This window comes from Legionella jordanis (assembly GCF_900637635.1).
In the GTDB taxonomy this organism is placed as follows: Bacteria; Pseudomonadota; Gammaproteobacteria; order Legionellales; family Legionellaceae; genus Tatlockia; species Tatlockia jordanis.
The window spans coordinates 437,173-461,062 of sequence record NZ_LR134383.1 but is presented as its reverse complement, the minus strand read 5'-3'; the positions used below and the strand labels follow the sequence as shown (position 1 = coordinate 461,062).

The following is a 23,890-nucleotide window of genomic DNA, read 5'->3' as shown; positions in this document are numbered from 1 at the left end:
AGGTCACGATGACTGCTCAGCCATTTATAGAATTTACCCCTAAAAGAGCCTTGCTTAGTGTGTCCGATAAACAAGGCATTGTTAAACTCGCCAAACGCTTACACCAACACGGTGTCGAATTGGTAGCAACGGGGAATACAGCAGCTCATCTGAAAAAGCATAAACTCCCTGTTACAGACGTCATTTCTTGCACAAATTTTCCGGAGCTGCTCAATGGCCGCGTCAAGACCTTGCATCCAGCGATTCATGCGGGCTTACTTGCCCGGGGCCCGGAAGACAATGCCATTCTTGCTGAGTACGGCATTAAACGTTTTGATTTATTAATTGTAAATTTATATCCCTTTGAACAAACCATTCGCGACCAGGATTGCCATTTTGCAACCGCCATCGAACACATCGACATTGGTGGGCCGACCATGCTTCGTTCTGCGGCTAAGAACCATGCTTTTGTTTATCCCATTGTCAGCCCTGAGGATTATCCTGCGCTGCAAGACTATTTGAACATGAAAAAAGTGCCAGCCAATTGGAGCTTTCATTTGGCTAAAAAAGCGTTTGCACATACAGCTGCCTATGATGCAGCCATTAACAATTATTTAGGGACTTTGAATGAGGAAAAGCATCCCGTCAATTTTCCCTCCATTCTCACCTGCCAATTCATTCAGCAATCTGAATTACGGTACGGCGAAAATCCGCATCAATTGGCTATTTTTTATAAGGACAGAAATCCCCCAGCCAATTCCTTGGCCTCAGCAAAAATCCTGCAAGGAAAGCCACTGTCCTACAATAACTTGCTGGACGCTGACGCAGCTTTTGACTGCATTCGCTCCTTCCCATCCATAACCCCGGCCTGCGTCATTGTGAAGCATGGAAATCCTTGCGGCATAGCCCTGGGAAATAATTTGGCCAATGCTTATTTACGGGCTCACGAGGCGGATCCCATTTCCAGTTTTGGGGGTGTCTTGGCCTTCAATCAATCTATAAATAAGGAAACAGCTGAACTGATTTTGGAGAAACAATTTGCCGAAGTCATTATTGCTCCTGAAATTGACGAGGAAGCACAGAACATTTTTGCTAAAAAACCGGCCTTAAGAGTTTTGGTGAGTGGCACATGGGCCAAGGACTCTGAACCTCGCCTGGATATGCGAAGCATTCATGGGGGGCTCCTGGTGCAAGAACATGACGATCTCACCTTTATCAATGACAAACTGCAGTATGTCACCGATAAAAAACCCTCAGAACAAGAGTTGCAAGATCTCATCTTTGCTTGGCTTGCCGTTAAACACGTTAAATCCAATGCAATTGTTTTGGCCAAAAATGGCAGTACAATTGGTATTGGGGCAGGACAAACAAGCCGAATTATGAGCACTCGCATCGCAATTTGGCAAGCTCAGGAAGCAGGATTTAGCACGGTTGGGGCTGTTATGGCTTCAGATGCTTTCATTCCTTTTAGCGACAACATTGATATGGCTGCACAAGCTGGTGTTTCTGCAATCATTCAACCCGGTGGTTCTATCCGGGATAAAGAGAGCATTGATGCCGCCAATAAGGCGGGAATTGCGATGCTGTTTACCGGCTATCGGCACTTTAGACACTGATCGGGCATTCAAAATGCCATCCTTATTTTGCAATTACCGAGGCATGTTTTGCAGTTCTGGATGGTCCTCTGTCCGAGTTCATTCTAAAAAATCGTTGCAGGGCTTGTGTTTTCTGTGGTTTTTGATTGTCCCTCGTGATTTCAAAGCAACTTTTTACATCCAAATAAGTTTGTGAGCGCATGTCCAAGATGCTGCAACTATCGTGCTCTGCTCGAATAAAAAATCCACTTCCATGGGTTCCATCATACACCTGTGGTTGGCCATAGCAACTCAGCAGATGAATATCCAAACCGGATAAAGCTGGAATTTTGCGAAGAAAAGCTCTTTGGTGATCAGCACAAATCTCAAGTCCAAAACTTCGGCCTTTAATGGTGAATTTGGGTGAAAAAAAATCGACATCAACCAGATCGAACCGCTCTAATAATTGTCTTTCGCCTGGTAATGGGGTTTTACCGAACATGACACAGTTCTTAACCTTATCCTCCAACTCGTCCTCATGATATACATCGACCTGTAGGCGTTCGCATTCCTCTGAAGTCAATAGATGAAGGAAATCGGCTTCTGAAGAAATTGCTGTTTTCCGGTGACAGTGTTGTTTATGATTCGGATTCTTGATGTGGGCGCTTAAATAATCCCCCTTTTTTAGCAAACGAATGCACTTTCCAGCAAAAAAAACCGGAACCACATTTTGCACATACACTTCTGCGTTGAAGTTCTTTGAGCCATTTTGACGGTAGGGTTTATTATCTGCTTCTAACTTATCAACTGAGAGATAAATACTACCTGGAATCAATACAATGTTCTCATAACCCTTGGTTAAATTTGCAAATACGTCGACGAAATAGCGGACTCCTATTTCCTGGGGGACACAGCCGTGATTCAAGTGCCCAGCGCCACTTTGGAAGTAATCTTCATAACCTAAAATAATGGCTAAAGTATCTGGTTCATGTTGTATACACTGCTTAGCCTGCTCCATAATGTCTGCAATGTGGCCTTTGGCCTGCTCTAACAACTGCCATACCTGTTCGGAATCGGGAAGGGAAGAAACATTAGGCTTAAACTTAGGTAAAAAGAAAACTCGATTTTTCATACAACAACTATATACAACAAAATTACAATTTTAATTTATTTTAATCTTGTTGTATATAGTTTAATCACTTTATTAGAAACGATCATAATTTAGCGCTTTATAAATATCCATAAAGGTTGATACTTTGTTAATGTCTAAAGGCACATGGAGCCTGCGAGCAATATCACTTGAGGAAATTACGCCCCGAATGCTGCCACTCGTGTCATCAAGAACCAGAAAGTGTTGCTTTCCTTCGTTTTTAAGCGTTTCCACCACATCGCGAACTCTCGCTCTTTTCAAATCGCTGAATCTAATGGCTTTTAGCTGGTTTTTGCGCGTCATCACATCGCCAACGGTAATTTGATTACGTGGTGTATGATGAGAAAGAGACATCATTTTTTCGCCAATCAAGTCGGAGTATGCCAAAGTTCCCACAAACTCATTTTCATTAAACACCAGGTTTAATTTAACATGCGTTTTCTTCATCATGTCCTCGGCCTCAACTACATTGGTGGACTCTTCAATTCCCAATGGCTCATGTTTTTTAAAATCAGTAAAGATTTGCAAAGCAGGTGAATCCAGAGTGATTTCAAAATTTTCATCGGGGCTTGCACAGTAATAAACCTCTTTTAATTCATAGGTTTTTAGAATCATGATCTTTTTTCCTTAAAGCCAAACAAGCTTTCAAAAGTTCCCTAAATGGCCTTCTTCGTTAATAATTAACTTATTCGATCTTGACTAAACAAGTGATGATTTATGAAACATAACCCTCCTTCTCATGATCATAGAACAATCTCTGAAAAACACAGTTGCTGCAGTCATCAGTCAAGCTCAGTGAAAAACAAAACAGAGGTCAGTGGCCCTGTCATTTACACTTGCCCCATGCACCCAGAGGTCCGCCAAGAAAAGCCTGGTAATTGCCCCATATGCGGCATGGCGCTTGAGCCGCAAACAATTCCCATTGAATCAGACAATTCAGAATACATGGACATGCTGCGGCGATTTTGGCTGGCCTTGTGCCTAACTCTTCCGGTAATGATTTTGGCTATGATTGAACATGCCCTAAGCAGTTACTGGCAAGCCAGAGTCTCTTCCTGGTTACAGCTCATTTTATCGACCCCTGTTGTGTTGTGGTGTGGCTGGCCTTTTTTTGAAAGGGCATGGCAATCAATAACAAATCGCCATTTAAATATGTTTAGCTTAATCGTTATGGGTACGGGTGTTGCCTGGATATACAGCGTAATCGCCAGTGTATTTCCTCAGCTGTTTCCCTCATTGTTTTTTAATAACGCCGGTGTGGTTCCTGTCTATTTTGAGGCGGCAGCTGTGATAACCACATTGGTTTTGTTGGGACAAGTACTTGAGCTTAAAGCCAGAGAAAAAACTGGGGGCGCGATTAGGGCTTTACTGCGCTTAGCCCCCGAAACAGCCCACCGACTGGACGATAATCAGCAAGAAAGCGACATTTCTCTGGATGAAATTCAGGTGGGTGACCGCCTTCGCATTCGTCCAGCAGAAAAAATACCTGTTGATGGTGAAATCCTTGAAGGCTCAAGCCATGTCGATGAATCCATGATCACCGGAGAACCTATACCCGTCAGCAAACGAGCAGGAGCACAGGTCATTGGAGGTACTTTAAATCAAACGGGTAGCTTTATTATGACAGCTACCCATGTGGGCCGCGACAGCATGCTACAACGCATAATACAGATGGTCAGCGAGGCTCAACGAAGTCGAGCCCCCATTCAGCGTTTGGCAGACAGCATATCTTCATGGTTCGTTCCTGCAGTAATCCTTGTGGCCATTTTGGCTTTTTTCACCTGGTTTTTCATTGGTCCCGTGCCGTCTTTTAGTTATGCCTTAATTGCTGCAGTTTCAGTATTGATCATTGCCTGTCCCTGTGCCTTGGGTTTAGCAACCCCCATGTCCGTTATGGTGGGTATTGGTAAAGGAGCCGGCAATGGCGTATTGATTAAAAATGCAGAAGCACTAGAGCGCTTTGAAAAGGTCGACACTTTAATTGTAGATAAAACAGGAACTTTAACTGAAGGGCACCCGAAATTAACCCAGGTGATTAGCTTAGATCGTCCCAAAGACGAATTGCTGCGGTTGGCCGCTGCTCTTGAGAATCATAGTGAACATCCTCTAGGAAGAGCTGTCGTATCGGCGGCCAGGGAAAAAAAGCTGAATTTTCCTCCAGTAAGTGATTTCAATGCCCCTACAGGTAAAGGAGTCCAGGGGATTATCAATGAGCAATTTATTGCAATTGGCAATGCCCGATTAATGCAGGAAGAAGGCATTCTCATCGATGAATTGCAAACCCAAGCCAATGAATTACGAAGCCATGGTGCTTCGGTGATGTTTGTTGCCATTAACAAGTCCTTAGCTGGGTTGCTAGTAATTGAAGACCCCATCAAACCCACTACCCCTGCGGCCATTAAAGCGTTGCAGCAGGATGGAGTGGAAGTCATTATGCTAACGGGAGACAACCAGAAAACCGCTGAAGCTGTAGCTGCACAATTGGCCATTGACCAGGTTATTGCCGAGATTTTACCTGCTGACAAAAGCCGCATCGTCAGTGAGTTTCAACATAAAAAAAGAATTGTGGCAATGGCCGGTGACGGAGTGAATGATGCTCCCGCATTGGCAAAGGCGGATATTGGCATTGCCATGGCCACAGGTACTGATGTGGCCATAGAAAGCGCCGGCATTACCTTGCTCCATGGTGATCTACAAGGAATAGTCAAGGCACGTCATTTATCAAAAGCCACCATGAAAAACATCCGGCAAAACCTCTTTTTTGCCTTTATCTACAATTTGCTGGGGGTTCCCATTGCTGCTGGCGCTTTATATCCCCTGTTTGGGCTATTACTAAATCCTATGATTGCGGCTGCGGCCATGTCTTTAAGCTCCGTTTCGGTGATTTTTAATGCCTTAAGACTTCGCTGGCTTAAATTAAACTGAGGAGGTCTTTGCTGATATTATGTAAATCTGCTCAACTCCAGCAATTTTCTGTTAAAATAATCGCCATTTAATCGTTCTTAGCGGAGTTTGTGTGAATTTTAATTCTTTCAACAAATACTTTTTTATAAGCCAGCTGGTATTGAGTAGCGTTCTCTACCAGAATCATTCCTATGCCCATGGGCACGTCCAACATCAGCATCAATTGCCATCGATAAAAGCAGCGGCCAAACAACGGGCGGGGATTCAACTTCGCATTACCAAAATCAGCAATAAAGTGGGCAAAAGGATCGTACAATTTCAATTGAGAGACCGGCAAAACAAAAGGGCCATTGCTTTAAATGATCTTAAAGAAGTGCATACTCAAAGGCTTCATCTGCTAATTATTGATGACAGTCTCAGTGACTACAGTCACGTCCATCCAGTTGCCATTCAAAAACCAGGTTATTACGAATTCTCCTGGAAGCCTGCAAAGCCAGGGGCGCATTACCGTCTTTGGGCTGACGTGGTGCCCGTAACAAGCAATCAGCAGGAATACATAGTTGCAGACTTGACCGCCCCTGCAACGGGCCAGCCACTTGCAACCATAGATAAGCATTCATTTTATACCAGTGCGGTTGATGGTTATCAGTTTCAATTGTCTTTCGATAAACCCAGGATAGAGGCGGGCAAGGCCGTGATGGGTTCAATAAAAATAACTGACAGAAAGGGGCAAGATGTTAAAAATCTGGAACCTATTATGGGTGCCTTTGCCCATATCGTAGGCTTTAATGAGGATTTAATGAGCATTGTCCATATTCACCCGATGGGGAAAGAACCAAACCTTGCCTCTGAACGAGGTGGACCAAAGCTTGAATTCCATCTACAACCCGAAAGAGCAGGCTTTGTAAAACTTTTTGCGCAAGTAAAAATTCATGGCAAAGAAATGTTTATTCCCTTTGGTGTTCGCGTGGAGAGAGCTCAGGTATAAATCAGCGGATTAATATTCGCTATGGGCAAATCGAAGGTTCGAGGTAAGCGAATTGGCAGCCTTACCTCGATAAAGAAGGAATTAAATCAAACCCAGCTCTTTAACTGTATCGCGCTCTTGACGAAGTTCTTCCAAGGTAGCATGGAATTTAGACTGGCTGTATTCGTTGAAAGGCAATCCTTCGACCACCTTGATTTCCCCATGGGCTCGTCGACAAGGGAAAGAGAATATTAAACCTTCGTCCACACCATATTGCCCCTCTGAACTCAGGCACATTGAGAAGGATTCATTTGCAGGAGTGTCGTTCACCAAGTGATTAACCCCAGTGATGATGGCATTGGCGGCAGACGCTGCTGAAGAAGCGCCACGAGCTTTCAAAATGGCAGCCCCACGTTGCTGAACTGTGGAAACGAAAGTGTCTTTCAACCAGGCCTCATCATCGATGACTGATGCTGCTGAGTAGCCATTGATTTTGGCATTATAAAAATCCGGGTATTGAGTTGATGAGTGGTTACCCCAGATGGTCATTTGACTGACGTTAGTAATATCGACTCCCGCCTTCTTTGCTAATTGGCTGCGAGCCCGTAATTCATCAAGGGTGGTCATTGCATAAAACCGGTCATTAGGGACATCTTTAGCATGGTTCATGGCAATCAGACAGTTGGTGTTGCAAGGATTGCCTACCACAAAAATTCTGACGTCATCCGCAGCATGGTCATTAATGGCTTGACCTTGCTTGGTGAAAATACCCCCGTTAATTTGCAATAAGTCAGAACGTTCCATACCTTGTTTACGAGGTACCGAGCCAACTAGTAAAGCCCAATTCACCCCATTCATGGCTTGGTTCAGGTCAGACGTGTACAACACTTTTTTCAAGAGAGGAAAGGCACAGTCTTCCAACTCCATGACAACACCCTCGAGGCTGGGTAAGGCCTGTTCCAGCTCCAGCAGATGCAATTCGATGTCGGTATTTGGCCCAAACATTTGTCCTGAGGCTATTCTAAACAGCAACGCATAACCAATTTGACCTGCTGCACCTGTAATCGCAACCCTAACACGTTTATTCATTGTACTTTTCCTTTTTCCACCATTGTATCAACATGAAAAGCGCAGCAATGCTTCGCGCTTCCGTAAAATCAGGCCGCAACAATAAATCGTCTGCGGCATCCATCGGCCATTCAATAACCTCAAGAGGTTCAGGTTCATCGCCCTGCAAAGGGCTAGGATATAAATCGTAAGCCACGATCAAATCCAATGCAGCACCAAAATAGCCTGGCGCTAAAGTCAGCCTTTTTAAAAATTGCAATTTTCTTGCGGCAAAACCCGTTTCTTCACGCAACTCTCGATTTGCAGCCTCCAGGGAATTTTCCCCCGGATTAATTATTCCTTTGGGAAAACCCAGCTCATAGCTATCCGTACCCGCTCCATATTCCCGTATAAGCAGCAGAGACTCACTTGCAGTAACAGCTGCAATTAAAACCGCGCCATGACCATGGCTGCGAATTCGTTCAAAAACTCGTTTCGCGCCATTGGCAAATTGTAAATGCATTTGCTCAATGGTAAATAGATTGGATTTGGCCACAACCAATCGTTTTGAACAAACCGGTTTTTCGCGCATGCTTAGATTGTCCTTAACTGAATGACTCAACAGAGCGAACCTTTAAATGAGCTACAATAAATGAATGTTCAGCCGATGTTAAGTAGCGCGTTCTATTTTGTAAAAATTCTTGTCATGATACTATTGTGAGTTGAAACAAGCCAGTCCGATGTTAATGATGTTACCTACTTCGCTCTATATTCACATTCCCTGGTGCATTCGAAAATGCCCCTATTGCGACTTTAATTCCCACAAGGCTCCCGCCCACCTTGAGGAAGAACAATACATTGAGGCGCTGGTTGCAGATTTAGAGCATGATCTTAAACTTTTTCCGGCACGTGAAATTCACAGCATTTTTATTGGTGGTGGGACGCCTAGTTTATTTTCCGCCCAGGCCTTTGCAAACCTATTTCAACGGCTGCAACAATTATTGCCTTTTAAAAAAGATATAGAAATCACACTGGAAGCCAATCCAGGAACCGTGGAACAAGGCCGTTTTGAAGGTTATCGTCAACTCGGTATTAATCGGCTTTCCCTGGGCATACAAAGTTTTAATCCAAAACAGCTTAAAGCTTTGGGACGTATTCATGATGACCGCCAAGCTCACCAGGCTATTGACAGCGCACGCCAGGCTGGCTTTGACAACATCAATATCGATTTGATGCATGGCTTGCCTGAGCAATCCGTTGCAGAGGGACTTGGTGATTTGCACAAGGCATTGGAGCATGATCCTGAGCATTTGTCTTGGTATCAGTTAACCATTGAACCCAACACAGTATTCTACAAATCCCCACCTCCTCTGCCTACGGAAGACGATGCATTTCGGCTGGAAGAAGAAGGCTTTGCCCTACTGGCGAGTAGAGGCTTTAACAGGTATGAAATTTCAGCGTTTAGCCAACCTGAGAAACCCGCAAAGCACAATCTTAATTATTGGCTTTTTGGTGATTACTACGGAATTGGTGCCGGCGCCCATGGAAAATTAACAAGCCCGGATGGCCAAATTTATCGAACGCGAAAGCACCGCCAGCCTCATGATTATTCAAATCCTGCCAAACCCTTTTTAGCCGCTTGCGAAGCAGTCGCTTCTGAGTCTATTATTTTTGAATTCATGCTGAATGTAACCCGCTTGCAACAAGCCATCCCCTATCAATTATTTGCAGAGCGCACCGGCCTTGCTTTCGAAAAATTAAAACCTTTACTGACCCATGCGGCTGATAAAAAATTAATCGAATTACAAACAGATTCCTGGCAAGTGAGTGAATTTGGCCGCCGGTTTACCAATGAGCTGCAAGCCTTATTTTTACCTAATTAGCAGTATTGTTGCCAAGATTTTTCAGTAAAGGAGAGGACTTATTCTTAGCAAGAAATAGGTCTATAATTTGACATGTCTTCACAATGATTTCTCTTTCATGAATAATGAGACTTTTTCTCAATTCGAGGAGGCGTGATGTTATCAGCCCTGTTGTTTCTTTTTGTGGTTGTGCTGGGTTATTTAGCAGGTTCCATCTGTTCTGCCATTGTTGTCAGCAAACTGTTTTCTTTACCCGATCCGCGAACCACTGGGTCGAAAAACCCAGGCGCAACCAATGTTCTGAGATTGGCTGGTAGACAATACGCAGCAATCGTGCTGGTAGGCGATATGTTAAAGGGCTTTTTACCCGTGTTATTAGCAGGGTTGTTAGGCGCAGGCCCTGTCACTTTAGGGTTTACCTGTTTTGCCGCTGTTTTAGGGCATATGTTCCCCGCCTTTTTTGATTTTCGCGGAGGAAAAGGCGTTGCAACTGCCCTGGGGGCTTTGTTAGGTTTGCATTTCATTCTTGGCGTTGTAGTCATTGCCACCTGGCTAGTAGTGGCTAATTTTACCCGCTACTCGTCTTTAGCCTCTATCATTTCCATGATTATGGCACCATGGTATGCACTCTTTACGCCCAATGGTTTTTTGCTCTTTCCCCCTTTATTTTTTATAACCATCTTTATCATTTATAAGCACCGCAATAATATTACCCGTTTGATGGATCATCAGGAACCTAAAATTGGGAGCAGATCAGCGTCTTTAGAAGATGAAATTACAGAAACCTTGATTGAAGAAGAACAGGAGGAGGAGCTGGAGCAAAACAGTACGGAATCTGCACCGCAAGCCCCCTTGACTGAACACACAGCTGAGTCTGAGGTCATTAATAAACCGGGCAATGCCGGCTAGAGTGGTCGCGCGCTAGGCTAATGGCCAGCGCGCTTTGACTTCAATCGCTGAAGAAACATCTTTTTTTCCCCCAAGCAAATGAAGACAACCCGCATAAGCCACCATGGCGCCATTGTCTGTGCAGTATTCAGGGCGAGGAAAGAATATTCTGCCCCCCAAGTCCTGCATCAATTTTGTTAATGAATTTCTTAAGGCTTTATTGGCCCCAACACCACCTGCCACCACTAAATCCCGCTCAGCCGTTTGCTGAAGGGCTCGTTTGCATTTGATGAATAAAGTATCAACTACTGCATCTTGAAAGGCTTTGGCAATCGCAATCTTGGCCCGTTCATCTTTTTGACTTGCGTTCCAAGCCGTTAAAGCATGCGTTTTTAAACCACTAAAACTAAAATCCAAACCTGGCCTATCCGTCATGGGACGGGGAAATGACGACAATTCCTGTATATCAACCGTGCTTGCCTGGTCAGCCAGTGCCGCCAACATGGCCCCACCTGGATAAGGTAAACCCATCAATTTGGCAGTTTTATCGAAAGCCTCACCCACAGCATCGTCCAATGTTTCACCCAGGATTTTATAATTTCCCAAAGATTGGGCCTCTATAAATTGCGTGTGCCCCCCCGACACCAGCAACGCCAGGAAGGGGAAATCAAGTTCTTTTGAATCCAGTTTGGCTGCCAATAAATGCGCTTCCAGATGATGGATAGCCAAAGCGGGAATATTAAGGGCCAAAGCCAGACTTTTTGCAAAACAGGCGCCTGTTAGCAAAGCGCCGATAAGACCTGGACCTGCCGTATAGGCAATTGCATCCATATCCTTTTTACTTAATTGAGCCTGTTTTAAAGCCTCATCCGTCAAGGACACCAAATATTTAACATGATCACGAGAAGCCAGCTCGGGAACTACCCCGCCGTACTGCTGATGGATTGCAATCTGCGAATGTAAGGCATGAGCCAGCAAACCTTGTTCTGAATCATAAATAGCAATGCCGGTTTCATCACAAGACGATTCAATACCTAAAACTCGCATTGGTTTATACCTTCCAAAACTTAGCATTATAAAAGATAGGGCTCAGAACACCAAGGCACAATGCCAAAAGGATGTTAAGATCCCCTTAAATTCCAGCGCTTACCACTGCGACATTATAAAAACAGGCTGGCTCTGCTTTGCCGCTTTGAGCTCAATTCATTATACTTTATCGTATTTAATGGTTTTATTATTTACATTGGCAGCATATAAAACTTGACGACCGCCCTAAGTGGCACTAGAATTGCCAGCCTATTATATTAAATTTAATCAGAGGAAATAAGTTAATGCCTACCGTTCGTGTTAAAGAAGGCGAAAATCCTGAATATGCATTACGTCGCTTTAAGCGTTCTTGTGAAAAAGCAGGTATTCTAACTGAATTACGCCGTCGCGAATTTTATGAAAAGCCAACTGCTGAGCGCAAACGTAAGCAAGCTGCAGCCGTTAAACGTCACCTCAAAAAAATCTCTCGTGACGTTGCTGTTTCTGCCCGCCGTAATGCCAAACACAGACGCAAGTAATCATGACTATTAAAGACCGCATTAGCAGTGATATCAAAGACGCCATGCGTGCCAGAGAAAAATCGAAACTGGATACGCTACGCCTTATTACTGCTGCGGTTAAGCAAGTAGAAGTCGACGAAAGAATTACCGTTGATGATGAACGCATGCTTGTCATCCTTGATAAGCTAGCCAAGCAAAGAAAAGAATCCATTGCCCAATTTAAAGCTGCCGGTCGAGACGATTTGGTTTCCCAGGAGCAATTTGAATTAGAGTTAATCAACCAATACCTGCCAGAACCTTTGTCAGAAACAGAAATCGAGACTCTAATCACTAAAGCGATTAGCCAAGTGGCCGCTGAAAAAATGAGTGATATGGGTAAGGTCATGGCTATTCTTAAACCCGAGCTCCAAGGCCGAGCCGATATGGCCAAAGTCAGTGCGCTAATTAAGGCCAAATTGAGCCAATAGACCATCATGTCTGGCTTAATTCCTCAGCCATTCATCGATGAGCTTCTTACTCGTACAGACATTATTGAGCTAATTGATGGCTATGTCCCATTAAAAAAAGCAGGTCACAGCTTTGTAGCTTGCTGCCCATTCCACAACGAAAAAACCCCTTCCTTTAATGTCGTGGCCAAAAAGCAGTTTTACCATTGTTTTGGTTGTGGCGCGAGTGGTAATGCAATTAGCTTCATCATGAATTATTTAAACCAGGGTTTTGTTGAAGCCGTAGAAACCTTGGCCTCACGTATAGGTCTGCAAATTCCAAGAGAAGGACGCAGTGAGAAGCAACAGCAATCCTTAAGCTTATATCAATTGCTCTCCCAGGTGAGCCAACTCTACCAGAAGCTGTTGAAAGCCAAAGGAGAAGCGGCCATTGCTTATTTAAAGCAAAGAGGCCTAAGCGGTGAGATAGCTAAACTATATCAGCTGGGTTATGCCCCAGCAGAATGGCAAACCCTGGAAAAATATTTCAAAAGGCATCGGGCTGAATTAATTACCACAGGCATGCTGATTGAAAAAAATGACGGTAAAACCTACGATCGATATCGGGATCGCATCATGTTCCCCATCCATGATCGTCATGGCAGAATCATTGGCTTTGGTGGGCGAGCCATTGCCTCCTCACAAAAACCGAAGTATTTAAATTCTCCCGAAACCATTATTTTTCAAAAAAGCCGTGAACTTTATGGCCTTCATCAAATTTTGAAATCTCAAAAGTCAGTTGATCACATTCTCATTGTTGAAGGATATATGGACGTCATTGCTCTGGCGCAGCATGGCATTTTCAATGCCGTTGCCGCCCTAGGAACAGCAACCAGCATTTATCACATTCAATTGTTGTCTAAATACAGTCAGAAACTCATCTTTTGCTTTGATGGGGATAATGCCGGCCGCCAAGCAGCCTGGCGGGCCCTCGAAAGCTGCCTCCCTCAATTGCACAGCGGTTTAAACGCCAGCTTCATTTTTCTGCCCGAGGGGCATGATCCGGATAGTTTAGTGCGCGAAGAAGGCAGTGAGCGCTTTAAAGAACGATTGCATCGAGCAAAACCTTTAAACCAGTTTTTTCTAGAGAGCATCTCACAGCAACTTGACCTCCATTCCGTAGCCGGCAAAAGCCAGCTCATCAACGCAGCCAAACCCTATCTCCTTAAGATTCAAGATAGCCCCTATAAGCAGCTATTGTTTGATGAACTCGCCCGGATAAGCCACATTGAAAGCCATCGCCTCGACCAGATGATTACGAATAAAACCGAATCGGCGATTCATGTGAAATCCATTTCCCGAACCCCCATTCGCATGGCTATCGCCCTGCTCATCCAACACCCTGAAATTTTTAAAGCTTGTCAGGAACATTTTAATCCTGAGTGGCTGGAAGGAAAAGAACAAGAGATATTGCAAACCTTAATCCAGCAGATCAAGGACTATCCGCAAGCGAACACCGCTTTTTTGATTGAGCTTTGGCGAGCCAGCCCTTTCTTTGACGCTCTAACAAAATTGGCCGGCTGGGATCATCAAGTCCCGGAACAAGCGATGAGCAAGGAATTTATTGATATTATTTTGCTTTTGCAAAAACAGAACTTAGAGAATAAAATTAACTCATATATTGAAAAATCACGTAATCAAGGCTTAACTTTATCAGAGAGGTTAAAATTACAGGAAATGCTTAAGCAGAAAGCCTCTAATGATTGATGATAAAAAATAACGCAAAATTTACTGGCAAGTTTGTCCGTGCAGGTTTATAATCAAAACCTTTTTGTAGCCCCTTAACCTCAGCAAATGCCTATGACGACTATGAATGACCAAGAACAGCAGCACTCGCAGATCACCAAAGTCATCCGCTTAGGTAAAGATCAAAATTACCTAACCTATGCCCAAATAAACGACTTGTTACCTAACATTGTCGACACCGAACATTTCGATGTCATCATTAGTATGTTAGAAGGCATGAACATTAAAGTCTTCGAGGTTTCTCCCAGTGAGGATGAATTAGCACTCCTGGGCACAACCGAAGAGGCGCCAGAAGACGTTGAGGAGGCAGCTGCTGTACTTGCCTCAGTCGACAAAGAAACTGGACGAACCACTGACCCGGTGCGAATGTATATGCGCGAAATGGGTACAGTAGAACTCCTCACCCGCGAAGGCGAAATTCGTATTGCCAAACGCATCGAGGAAGGCATCTACCAGGTTCTCAAATCCTTAGCCCACTACCCAGAGACGGTGCAGCTGGTGCTTGAAGATTACGACCGCGTTCTTAATGAAGAAATTCGCTTAAGCGAAATCATCAGCGGCTTCTCCGACGTGGATGAAGAAGCCCCTCCCTCCAGCATTGGTTCCATGCTCGAAGATTCCGAAGCAGACATCGACATTGCCGCGGCCTTGGAAGAGGAAGAAGACGAAGACGGTGAAGGCGGCTTGAGTGAAGCCGACGAAGGCCCAAATCCCGAACAGGCCAAAATTTACTTTGACGAATTGCGCGAAAATTTTGAAATCTCCATGAAGGCGTTAAAAGAGCATGGCCGCACTTCAGCCCACACTATTGAACTGCTGGATAAAATGTCTGATTCCTTCCTGAAGTTAAAATTGACTTCGAGACAAGTGGATCGTTTAACCAGACATTTTCGGCAGTTGCGTAATCACATCCGTGAATTCGAACGCAACATCATGCGCCTTTGCATTGAGAAAGCCAAAATTCCGCGTAAGCTGTTTATTGAAACATTCCCAGGCCAAGAAACCGATTTATCATGGCTTGAGACCATCATCAGCAAACATGGCAAAAAACTTGATTTGTCGCGCATTGAAGAATTCCGTGAAGAGATTTTGCGCCTACAGGCTAAATTAGCCAGCTTCGAAGAGGAATATGGCTTAAAAATTAGCGAAATCAAAGACATCAACCGCAAAATGTCCATTGGTGAAGCCAAAGCAAGACGCGCCAAGAAAGAAATGGTGGAAGCGAACTTGCGTCTGGTGATTTCAATCGCTAAAAAATACACCAACCGCGGTTTGCAATTCCTCGACCTGATTCAAGAAGGTAACATTGGATTGATGAAGGCCGTTGATAAATTTGAATACCGACGCGGTTATAAGTTCTCAACCTATGCGACCTGGTGGATTCGTCAGGCTATAACCCGCTCCATCGCGGATCAAGCCCGTACCATTCGAATCCCAGTGCACATGATTGAAACCATTAACAAGCTCAATCGCATTTCAAGACAAATTTTGCAAGAAACTGGTCGTGAAGCCACTCCTGAGGAATTGGCAGTCAAAATGGATTTGAGCGAAGATAAGATTCGCAAGGTCTTAAAAATTGCCAAAGAACCCATCTCCATGGAAACTCCCGTTGGCGATGACGATGATTCCCACTTAGGCGATTTCATCGAAGACAGCAACATGGAATCCCCCATTGACGCAGCCACGGCTGAAGGACTTCGCGAAGCCACTCTGGAAATCCTTGAAACATTGACACCAAGGGAAGCCAAGGTTCTTCGCATGCGTTTTGGTATTGAAATGAATACCGACCACACGCTGGAAGAAGTCGGCAAGCAATTTGACGTAACCCGCGAGCGCATCCGCCAAATCGAAGCCAAGGCACTGCGCAAACTACGTCATCCCTCCCGTTCAGAAAAACTGAGAAGCTTCCTCGAAGGCGACGACGCTTAAAATCAAGCAATAACTTTGCTATACTGGTTCTGATGAAAATCCAAAGATGTGCATCAGAACCAACAAATCAAAACCAGGCTGTTCTGGATTAAAATCAAAATTTTAGTGGCAATTCACCGCCATAACGATTAGAATGGCAACTCTCCGGGCCCATAGCTCAGTTGGTTAGAGCAGCGGACTCATAATCCGTTGGTCCTAGGTTCAAGTCCTAGTGGGCCCACCAATAAAATCTTAGCGGTTACAGAATTTTTCTTCCTGACCCATGGAGCACTTAGAAATAACAACCATTGCCAATAAATGGTGAGTTAAAGCAATTAATTTGTTATACCTTCTTGATATTTCCACTGGTCAACAACTTTAAAGCTGCAGATATTCTTTAGATAAGTTCAGTCCAGACTCTTTAATATTAGATCAATAGATCCGTAAACATGTAAAGAAGCAAGATCTTATGAGCTATTCAATTATTTGAACCCAATATGCTTTCTGTATATAAAAACGATGAATAGGCTAATGAGGCAATTATTAAGCCCTTATTCCCAAGCAATTTACCGAACAGTAATTTAAGAAATGAAAAATAAATACATCCATACTCAGCAAACTGGGCCAAGTTAAACTATAAGGGTAATCAATTAATTAAATGAATGATAAATGTATCAAGTCTTTTATGCTTTCCGGTCACATAAAATGCTTTGAAATAGGAGGGGCTTTTCATTTTAATACTCATATCCGTTTAGGCTTGTTTAATTCATTTTTTCTTGAATCAATCCATTCTTGCCAATGTTGATAATCGTATTCAGAATAATTTTGATGGCTAATTTCTTTAAGGGTAAGGTAAGCTGGGTTATGATTATTAGGCTGTTTTAATTTAAGTAAATTAACGAGGATATTGCCTGCCCCTGTTATTATTTGCTCATGTGTCGTGGCATCATTATGTGCAGCATGATATAAGACATTTGCCGCCTTATTCCTATCTGTAACCAAGGGGTAATTTAAGGCTTCTATTATTTTTTGTAGCGGTAAATCATCTATTTTATGAGTAGACAAAATGCCGGCAATTACTCGAAGGGAGTTATTTCTCACCACCGCGCTCTCATCATTCACATAGTCGAATAAAAATGAAGCCGTTGACCTGTAATCATCGGAATGAGCTAAAAGAAATATTGCATCACCGCGCTCTTCATCATTGGAGCTTAGGCGAATAAAATTCTTAAGCTGATTGATATTTTTGCTAGCTAAAGTTCTAAATTTCGGTAAATATTCATTGAGCTCTTTTTTATCAAACCCCCAAATACAATGCACTACAGGACAAGCTTGTTGTTTCGAGCTAAAGGTCCCCTTATTTATTAAGCTGATGTTATCCTCGTTATACCGAGACCATAATTTAAATAGGTTTTTAGTTTCAGTATTTAAAACTAGCTCTTTATCAATTTTTCTTTTAGGGGGGTTGGGAATACGAAACATTTCTGATGAAGGGACAATATCAATCGTCGTATATCTTGTGTTTTTATCTGGGTAATAAATAATTGAAATATCAACAAAGCTAAAATCGCCATATTTTTTTATTTGGTTAATGATTTGATCATGCAATTTCAAATGCTTTGAGAGTGCATCGTCCATTTTATCAGGACTAACAGCTCCCATATTTGATTCCATTTCAACATATCTTTGAATGTTTGCGTTAGATTGCCTAATTATTTTTGACGCGATTGGCTCATCAACACCGTACAGATCAATGATGGCATTGGCTGAAAAAAGATCATTAAAATAGAAGGTTAGGATTAAGATTTTAAAGATTTTGTTCATTATGCAGTTCGCTTAATTTCGTTTAAATAGACATGATTATCAATGTTGTGATTAACAATCTTTAGAGCTTCACCATTATAATCAGCAAGGCAGATGGCATTTTTATGAGGCACCCAGGAAAAATTAAAGCTTCTCTTCGTCATGAATGAACAGAAGATATCTAGATAGTGAGTTTGGGGCAAGATGTCTTCGATCCATAAAAATTGACCTTGTTCATTAACTTCCAAGAATACATATTCCTCTTCTGGAGTCACAATAAAATCGAAACAACCGAATACAATGTTCATCTTTTTCATATATACAATAATTAAATCTTTAATCGGGTTTGGAATTTCTGATTCATCTAACTCTAAACTGCTCGCTGCTGTTTTTCTCCAGTCCGTTTTACTTATATTACTGTTTTGAGAATCAATCTTGATTGCACTAATATGTGAACCAAAGCAAGTAATCCTTAACTCATATAATTTCTCTACATAATGTTGATAAATTCCCGGTACTATCCTAACCATTTCGTCTGCAGGAAGATCATCAAGTTCTATTTTTTGTGTATAAAGCAAATTAAATCCATTCTCATCATGCCAGGAATTAGGAGTGAAGGATTTATAAACAACTGCTGTTGCACCGGAATCGAGAAGAAAGGATTTAATATCGTCAGGGGAATTAGATATTAATGTATTGGGTAGCTTAAACCCACATTCCCTCGCTAACTTAAGTTGATATATCTTGGACTTCACTTTATTTTGCGAGGAAATGGGATTTATCCACCACGATTCCTTTGAAAGGAGATGCGGAATCGACTGAAAAAACACTTGGTTTTCACGTTTGATAAATTTTAAGTCATCCTGATGAGCGTATCCAGAGGGTATATGAGGTTGCCTTGGACGTCGCCACCAGATGATGGAATAGTCAGGAGAGGCCATATCGTGGTTGACTTTATCCGCACATAAGGAACTCCAGCTTAACTGCTCATTATTAATTAAAATTGAATTTTCCTGTTTGCTGGGCATGTCTGCTGAAAAGAATAAATCACAAGGAATTCCTTTTTCTTTTAGAGCTAATTGCACAATTACCGCATGAAAATCATCAGGTTCAGTTACAATTAATACCGCCATAATCATTCCTGTCTCATATTAGTTATGAACAATAGAGCAGTAGTAGGACTACTGCTTCTGTTTACCAATCCCATACTTCATCATAACGCACATCAGCATTACCAATTTGTCCTGTACCCTTTACGCTCCGCTCGTGAGTCATGCCGGCATTAGAACCTCCCGAAACCACTCCCAGTTCCTCTTCCGATATCTCGGTTGATTTTTTATAAGCCAATACTCGTTGCTTGCTTGTTTTGTCCATTTTTCCTCCATTATTTGCGTTGATTAACTGATAACCTCTCAATTTATTTTTGTTGGCTTTCTACATAAGTCTTGTGTATTAAATGCATTCATATATTCGTAAAGAATTCAGAAACCATCCCAAAAATAAACTTTTATTTGACATCTAAAAAAGCTAAATTCGTCTGCAACCCAAAAGATAGCTTCTATCTCTGAACGCTAATCCCCTCATGAGATAGTAGAACCAGGGAACTCTTTCAATAACGCTAAATTATTTTTTGCGGTATTTACCCGCTTGTTGAAGAATACTCTAACTATCTACCCTCTCTTACCCCCATAACCAATAGTTGACATTAAGAGGGTTGCTTTTTTCGGCCCATTCGGGCCCCTCATGACAAGATCAAGCATGGAACTTATTTATACGTGGCTCCAGAGAGATAAATAAAGATGAGCTTTTTCCCAAAAGGAATAGCCCCATCTCTATTCTTGTCACTTCGACTCCCTACAACTCTATGTAAAAATTAATATCTTTATGGTAAAATATGAACCAACATTAACTATGATTAAGAATAAATTCGATGAAAATAGAAGAGTTTCGTGAAGAGCTTAAACAGAACACCGGCAATTACTCAGATAAGAAATTATCAATCGAGGGAATTCAATCACAAGAAGACGTTGAGCAATTGATCGAATTGTTGTCAAATGATTCATTAGTATTTGGCAGCTTAAGCATTAAAGTTGATGACAAAGTTTCCGAATTCTTCATTTCACAACTTTCAGCTATGGAAACCAAACCTAAAATCATAGGTTTGGAATTACCTGAAATCAAATTATCGCATTCAAGCTGGCAAATTTTCTTTAAGGGAATATCAAATTTTAAAAGCCTAAATACTCTTGACCTATCAAACAGTAACTTTGATTACAGCAATGATCTCAATTACTTAGGTGAATATTTAGCAGGCAATCCCAGGTTAAAAAAAATCAATCTGTGTAGCGATGAGAAAATTAGCAACAAGACTTTTCAAACGGGTAGGGATGCTATCCGTCTACTTGGTTACTTAAAAACAAATAGAAACTTGATTTGCATTAAATATGGCCATAGCTTCGATGACGTTTTCAGCTCGAATTTAAGTAAAGAAATACAACAAAAACTTCAATCAAATGCACTGGAAAGTGTAAATGAAGAAAGGATTTATGAATCTGTGGCACGGCTAAGAAGTGATGTCTATTTACAAACATTAAGAGAAAACCTCGACCAGTTCCTTGTCCAGAGTATTAATGATTCTTTACTCAAAGGCACAAAAAATGAGGGTGGCATCCAATTGGATATATACGGGTTACCCCTAAGCATTAAAAAACTAAATATGGAGCTTGCCAGACTTGTAGAAACCCTAACCACAGCCAAACAAGATGAAGAGTTTTGTAAAAGTAACCAAGTAGATAACATTAAAAATCTCGGAAAATACTATTCTTCACAGTATTTCTTACTTGATGCACTCGATAAATTATATCAACAGGAATTGGATGCAAGCCCGCATGATAAACCTATCCTGCATAATCTTCGCGAAGACTTTCTCAATCGATGGAAAACTGTTGCAGCAACTAAAAATGTAACAGAGAGAAATAAACAAATGTCCAAACTAATTGGAGTAACGCTACAAAATTGTGAGCAAGCTTTAAAAGAAGTTAAAGATAAGACCAGTGGTGCTCTAATTAAAAATTTGTTATTGATTGTTAGTGCACTATTTACTGCCGGTATTTCCTTAGGGATATACGCTGCTGTAACTCGACAATCAAGAGCGGAAAGAGGCAGCTTCTTCTTCAAAGATATCGAGTTAAGTAAAAGTAGAATTGATGAAATGAAACACAGTCTTGAAGATGTACAAACGGAAGTTGGAAAAGCGCTACAATAATCGATAATTGTTTTATGGGACTGCATCCGTAGTCCCGTTTCACCCAATTCCTGTATTTCAAAACCAAAGGCAACTACCCCCGACAAAGTGTTTGCGCGCAACCATTCTTATGGGTTTAAGTGTCAGTTTTGTCGCAGTTCAAAAATGAAAATTCAAACTCGCCCATCCATTATCAACATACTGATGCTTATCGACCCAATAAGGCTGTGCTAGCTTTTTAAAGCAGATTGAAGTTTTTAACCGTAATCTGCCTATACATCAAAATAAATGATTCAATCTACCAAGCCCTTTCTTAACATAATTGTAATATTACTTGATGACAATGAAATAATGGGCTATTTTTAAACCCTGGATTTTTGCAGGAGAAAACATGTTCATAAAGCTCATTCTCGGATTTCGAAAGTTTCAAGGCAGTACTTTTAAAGAAATGGAATCCATTTTCGAGTTGTTGAGCCTTGGACAGTTCCCTGAGGTGCTCTTTATTACTTGCTCAGACTCACGGGTTGTCCCCACTTTGATCATAGATGGAGATCCTGGTGATTTGTTTGTTGTGCGTAATGTGGGAAATATCATTCCGCCATTTGCAACTCACAATGCTTCGAGTGAAGCTGTGGCCATTGAGTACGCCATCAAAGTCCTTAAAGTAAAACATATCATTGTTTGCGGGCACTCTGGCTGCGGAGCAATGGAAGGCTTAATGAAACCCAATATTGGGCAAGAATTACCCACGCTTGCTTCCTGGCTTAAGCACTCCTCTTCTGTCATTGAGCATTTCAAAGACAAGCAGGGCGTTCAACTAGAGGATGTCGTCAAGCAAAATATACTTGCTCAAATCGAACATTTAAAAACTTACCCGGTTATTTCTAACAAACTTGCTTCACAAGAATTGGCCATCCATGGCTGGTTCTATAAAATTAAGTCCGGTGAAATTCATGTGTACGATGAAAACCAAAAGGAATTTCTACACTTTGAGCAGGCTGTCAAAACTTCCCTTGAGGATAGAAAAAATAAAGTAGTTAAGCAGATAATCCATCATTATCTGGAACAATGCCTTCAACCTAAAACAGCGACAGAATTTCAAGAAGCCATGCGCTTATCTGCATTAATAAAATCCGATTTAACTCCGATTTGGGAGCACGTAAAACCGCTGGTAGAGAAGAAGCTCTGGGAGGAAATAGGCGAGCTATACTCAAGTCCCGCCGACCAGGAATTTCAGGCTTTGCTCGATTCGGGAGTAACCATGAAGCTAGAGGATTTGGAGGAGTTAAAAGTGAAGCTGCAAAACTCAAGCGGCTACCATCAGTTTTGCAGTCAGCATACTTTATTTACGAGTACTTCAGACACGAGCAATGCAAATTCAGATTTGGAAAATTTCCACTACCCTAAGTAAATGATTAACAATCATCAAATGAGTTGCGGAACTAATAATTGTTTTAAAAACCGATTGTTAAAATTCATGTTAAGATTCCAACTTATCCCACAATTCATGAGAGAATTAAGGCGCCATGGAAGAGCCTTTAATAAACCAGGATGACCCCGGGGGGCAGCTCACTGCATGGGCCATTTTCCTGATTTTTTTAAAGCTGGGTTGCCTCAGTTTTGGTGGTCCTATTGCCCATTTAGGTTATTTTCGTGAAGAATTTGTCAGGCGTCTGAAATGGCTAACTGACCATGCTTATGCAGATTTGCTAGCGCTATGCCAATTTTTACCCGGTCCGGCAAGTAGCCAAGTAGGCATGGCACTTGGATTATCAAAGGGAGGAATTCCAGGAGCAATCGCTGCCTGGCTTGGATTTACCTTGCCTTCGGCGCTCCTCATGCTGCTGTTTGGTCTGACCCTTGTTAAAATGGGGCCTCAAAATCATCTTCCCTGGCTTCATGGATTAAAAATTGTTGCTGTGGCTGTTGTTGCCCAGGCAATTTGGGCGATGAGTACTTCTTTGTGCCCCGATAAGACCAGGCTGAGTATGGCAGTGCTGGCTTGCATAGGTTCCAGCATCATGCCGTATGCAAGTGGACAAATCCTGATGATGATTGCAGGTGGGCTGTTTGGCCTGTTATTTCTAACTCCAAAATCATCACCCTATCCCAGAGAAAGGTTGGTCAATACAGGTAAGCACAAGGGAGTAATGTTGCTGTTGGTATTTTTTATTTTGTTAGTTGCTTTGCCCATTCTCTCTTCAGCTAAGCAACCCTATCCATTGCAACTTTTTGCGGTTTTTTATCGCGCGGGGGCATTGGTGTTTGGTGGGGGGCATGTGGTCTTACCCTTGTTGCAAGCAAAAGTAGTACCTAATGGCTGGATTGATAACTCAATTTTTCTCGCCGGTTATGGGGCGGCACAAGCCTTACCAGGTCCTTTGTTTTCTTTCTCGGCATTTCTGGGCGCAGCATCCACTCAGTCTCCAAATGGATGGCTGGGCGCAATTATTGCTTTGTTTGCAATTTTTTTGCCTTCTTTTTTATTAGTCATTGGCGTCTTGCCGTTTTGGAAGGATATCAACCGCCATCCTTTTATGCAGAAAGCCCTTTTGGGGATTAATGCCGCAGTGGTGGGATTATTGTTAACCGCCTTTTATCAACCGGTTTGGACAAGCGCTATTTTTTCCCTAAACGACTATTTATTAGCTATTTCTGCTTTTCTCCTGTTGCAATTTTGGCGGGTTCAAGCGTGGATTGTGGTCCTGTTCTGTGCCTTAATAACTGGACTAGGCTGGCGCTAGTCAGAACTTTAATTTTTCCTCGTCTATGGTGAATGACATTCA

At 42.3% G+C, this 23,890-nt stretch carries 20 protein-coding genes and 1 tRNA gene; 13 read left to right on the top strand and 8 right to left on the bottom strand.

The features are described from left to right. Positions 1–8 precede the first annotated feature (8 nt). The gene (gene purH, locus EL203_RS02135; protein WP_058471137.1) at positions 9–1,595 is read left to right on the top strand and encodes a bifunctional phosphoribosylaminoimidazolecarboxamide formyltransferase/IMP cyclohydrolase; all 1,587 of its coding nucleotides are present in this window, start codon (positions 9–11) and stop codon (positions 1,593–1,595) included. Positions 1,596–1,617: 22 nt separating this feature from the next. Here the strand turns inward: purH and EL203_RS02130 are convergent, their stop codons facing one another. Next, a complete protein-coding gene (locus EL203_RS02130; protein ID WP_058471138.1) occupies positions 1,618–2,685 on the bottom strand; it encodes a hypothetical protein in 1,068 nt (355 codons plus the stop codon). Positions 2,686–2,757: 72 nt separating this feature from the next. Beyond that, positions 2,758–3,318, bottom strand: coding sequence for a CBS domain-containing protein (locus EL203_RS02125; protein WP_058471139.1), 561 nt, complete (start codon positions 3,316–3,318; stop codon positions 2,758–2,760). Between the two features lie 102 nt (positions 3,319–3,420). Between EL203_RS02125 and EL203_RS02120 the strand changes: the two genes are divergently transcribed. Together EL203_RS02120 and EL203_RS02115 are read left to right on the top strand one after the other, a co-directional pair. Then, a complete protein-coding gene (locus tag EL203_RS02120) occupies positions 3,421–5,628 on the top strand; it encodes a copper-transporting P-type ATPase (protein ID WP_058471140.1) in 2,208 nt (735 codons plus the stop codon). Positions 5,629–5,719: 91 nt separating this feature from the next. Further along, entirely contained in the window at positions 5,720–6,595 is an 876-nt protein-coding gene (locus EL203_RS02115; protein ID WP_058471141.1) for a hypothetical protein, read from the top strand. Positions 6,596–6,676: 81 nt separating this feature from the next. On the opposite strand, the gene EL203_RS02110 is transcribed toward EL203_RS02115, so the two are convergent. Both EL203_RS02110 and nudE read right to left on the bottom strand, forming a co-directional pair. After that, positions 6,677–7,663, bottom strand: coding sequence for a malate dehydrogenase (locus EL203_RS02110; protein ID WP_058471142.1), 987 nt, complete (start codon positions 7,661–7,663; stop codon positions 6,677–6,679). After that, positions 7,656–8,243, bottom strand: a complete 588-nt coding sequence (nudE, locus tag EL203_RS02105) for an ADP compounds hydrolase NudE (protein WP_232003986.1) — start codon at positions 8,241–8,243, stop codon at positions 7,656–7,658. The genes EL203_RS02110 and nudE overlap by 8 nt, the downstream gene beginning before the upstream one ends. Positions 8,244–8,370: 127 nt before the next feature. Between nudE and hemW the strand changes: the two genes are divergently transcribed. Both hemW and plsY read left to right on the top strand, forming a co-directional pair. Then, positions 8,371–9,504, top strand: coding sequence for a radical SAM family heme chaperone HemW (gene hemW / locus EL203_RS02100; RefSeq protein WP_058472216.1), 1,134 nt, complete (start codon positions 8,371–8,373; stop codon positions 9,502–9,504). Positions 9,505–9,639: 135 nt separating this feature from the next. After that, positions 9,640–10,392 (top strand): glycerol-3-phosphate 1-O-acyltransferase PlsY, encoded by a 753-nt coding sequence (plsY, locus tag EL203_RS02095; RefSeq protein ID WP_064108420.1) that lies wholly within the window; start codon positions 9,640–9,642, stop codon positions 10,390–10,392. A 12-nt stretch (positions 10,393–10,404) separates the two neighbouring features. Here the strand turns inward: plsY and tsaD are convergent, their stop codons facing one another. After that, entirely contained in the window at positions 10,405–11,418 is a 1,014-nt protein-coding gene (gene tsaD, locus EL203_RS02090) for a tRNA (adenosine(37)-N6)-threonylcarbamoyltransferase complex transferase subunit TsaD (RefSeq protein WP_058471144.1), read from the bottom strand. A 284-nt stretch (positions 11,419–11,702) separates the two neighbouring features. Here tsaD and rpsU point away from each other — a divergent pair, with 284 nt between their 5' ends. From rpsU to EL203_RS02065, 5 genes are all read left to right on the top strand, one after another. Continuing rightward, positions 11,703–11,936 (top strand): 30S ribosomal protein S21, encoded by a 234-nt coding sequence (gene rpsU, locus EL203_RS02085; RefSeq protein ID WP_058471145.1) that lies wholly within the window; start codon positions 11,703–11,705, stop codon positions 11,934–11,936. 2 nt (positions 11,937–11,938) lie between these two features. Further along, positions 11,939–12,385: a GatB/YqeY domain-containing protein gene (locus tag EL203_RS02080; protein ID WP_058471146.1), complete on the top strand. Its 447-nt coding sequence runs from the start codon at positions 11,939–11,941 to the stop codon at positions 12,383–12,385. 6 nt (positions 12,386–12,391) lie between these two features. Then, positions 12,392–14,110: a DNA primase gene (gene dnaG, locus EL203_RS02075; protein ID WP_058471147.1), complete on the top strand. Its 1,719-nt coding sequence runs from the start codon at positions 12,392–12,394 to the stop codon at positions 14,108–14,110. A gap of 102 nt (positions 14,111–14,212) precedes the next feature. Next, positions 14,213–16,078 (top strand): RNA polymerase sigma factor RpoD, encoded by a 1,866-nt coding sequence (gene rpoD, locus EL203_RS02070; protein WP_058471148.1) that lies wholly within the window; start codon positions 14,213–14,215, stop codon positions 16,076–16,078. 146 nt (positions 16,079–16,224) lie between these two features. Further along, positions 16,225–16,301 (top strand) — tRNA-Ile (locus tag EL203_RS02065). A 497-nt stretch (positions 16,302–16,798) separates the two neighbouring features. Here EL203_RS02065 and EL203_RS02060 read toward each other — a convergent pair. The 3 genes from EL203_RS02060 to EL203_RS02050 form a co-directional block, all read right to left on the bottom strand. Beyond that, a complete protein-coding gene (locus EL203_RS02060; protein ID WP_058471149.1) occupies positions 16,799–17,881 on the bottom strand; it encodes a hypothetical protein in 1,083 nt (360 codons plus the stop codon). Further along, positions 17,881–18,993: a hypothetical protein gene (locus EL203_RS02055; protein WP_058471150.1), complete on the bottom strand. Its 1,113-nt coding sequence runs from the start codon at positions 18,991–18,993 to the stop codon at positions 17,881–17,883. Before EL203_RS02055 ends, EL203_RS02060 begins: the two co-directional genes overlap by 1 nt. Before the next feature lie 61 nt (positions 18,994–19,054). Then, positions 19,055–19,234, bottom strand: a complete 180-nt coding sequence (locus EL203_RS02050) for a hypothetical protein (protein WP_058471151.1) — start codon at positions 19,232–19,234, stop codon at positions 19,055–19,057. Positions 19,235–19,790: 556 nt separating this feature from the next. Between EL203_RS02050 and EL203_RS02045 the strand changes: the two genes are divergently transcribed. From EL203_RS02045 to chrA, 3 genes are all read left to right on the top strand, one after another. Beyond that, positions 19,791–21,125 (top strand): hypothetical protein, encoded by a 1,335-nt coding sequence (locus tag EL203_RS02045; protein WP_058471152.1) that lies wholly within the window; start codon positions 19,791–19,793, stop codon positions 21,123–21,125. Positions 21,126–21,495: 370 nt separating this feature from the next. After that, positions 21,496–22,515 (top strand): carbonic anhydrase, encoded by a 1,020-nt coding sequence (locus EL203_RS02040; RefSeq protein WP_058471153.1) that lies wholly within the window; start codon positions 21,496–21,498, stop codon positions 22,513–22,515. A 115-nt stretch (positions 22,516–22,630) separates the two neighbouring features. After that, the gene (chrA, locus tag EL203_RS02035; protein ID WP_058471154.1) at positions 22,631–23,848 is read left to right on the top strand and encodes a chromate efflux transporter; all 1,218 of its coding nucleotides are present in this window, start codon (positions 22,631–22,633) and stop codon (positions 23,846–23,848) included. The last annotated feature ends 42 nt before the right edge of the window (positions 23,849–23,890 follow it).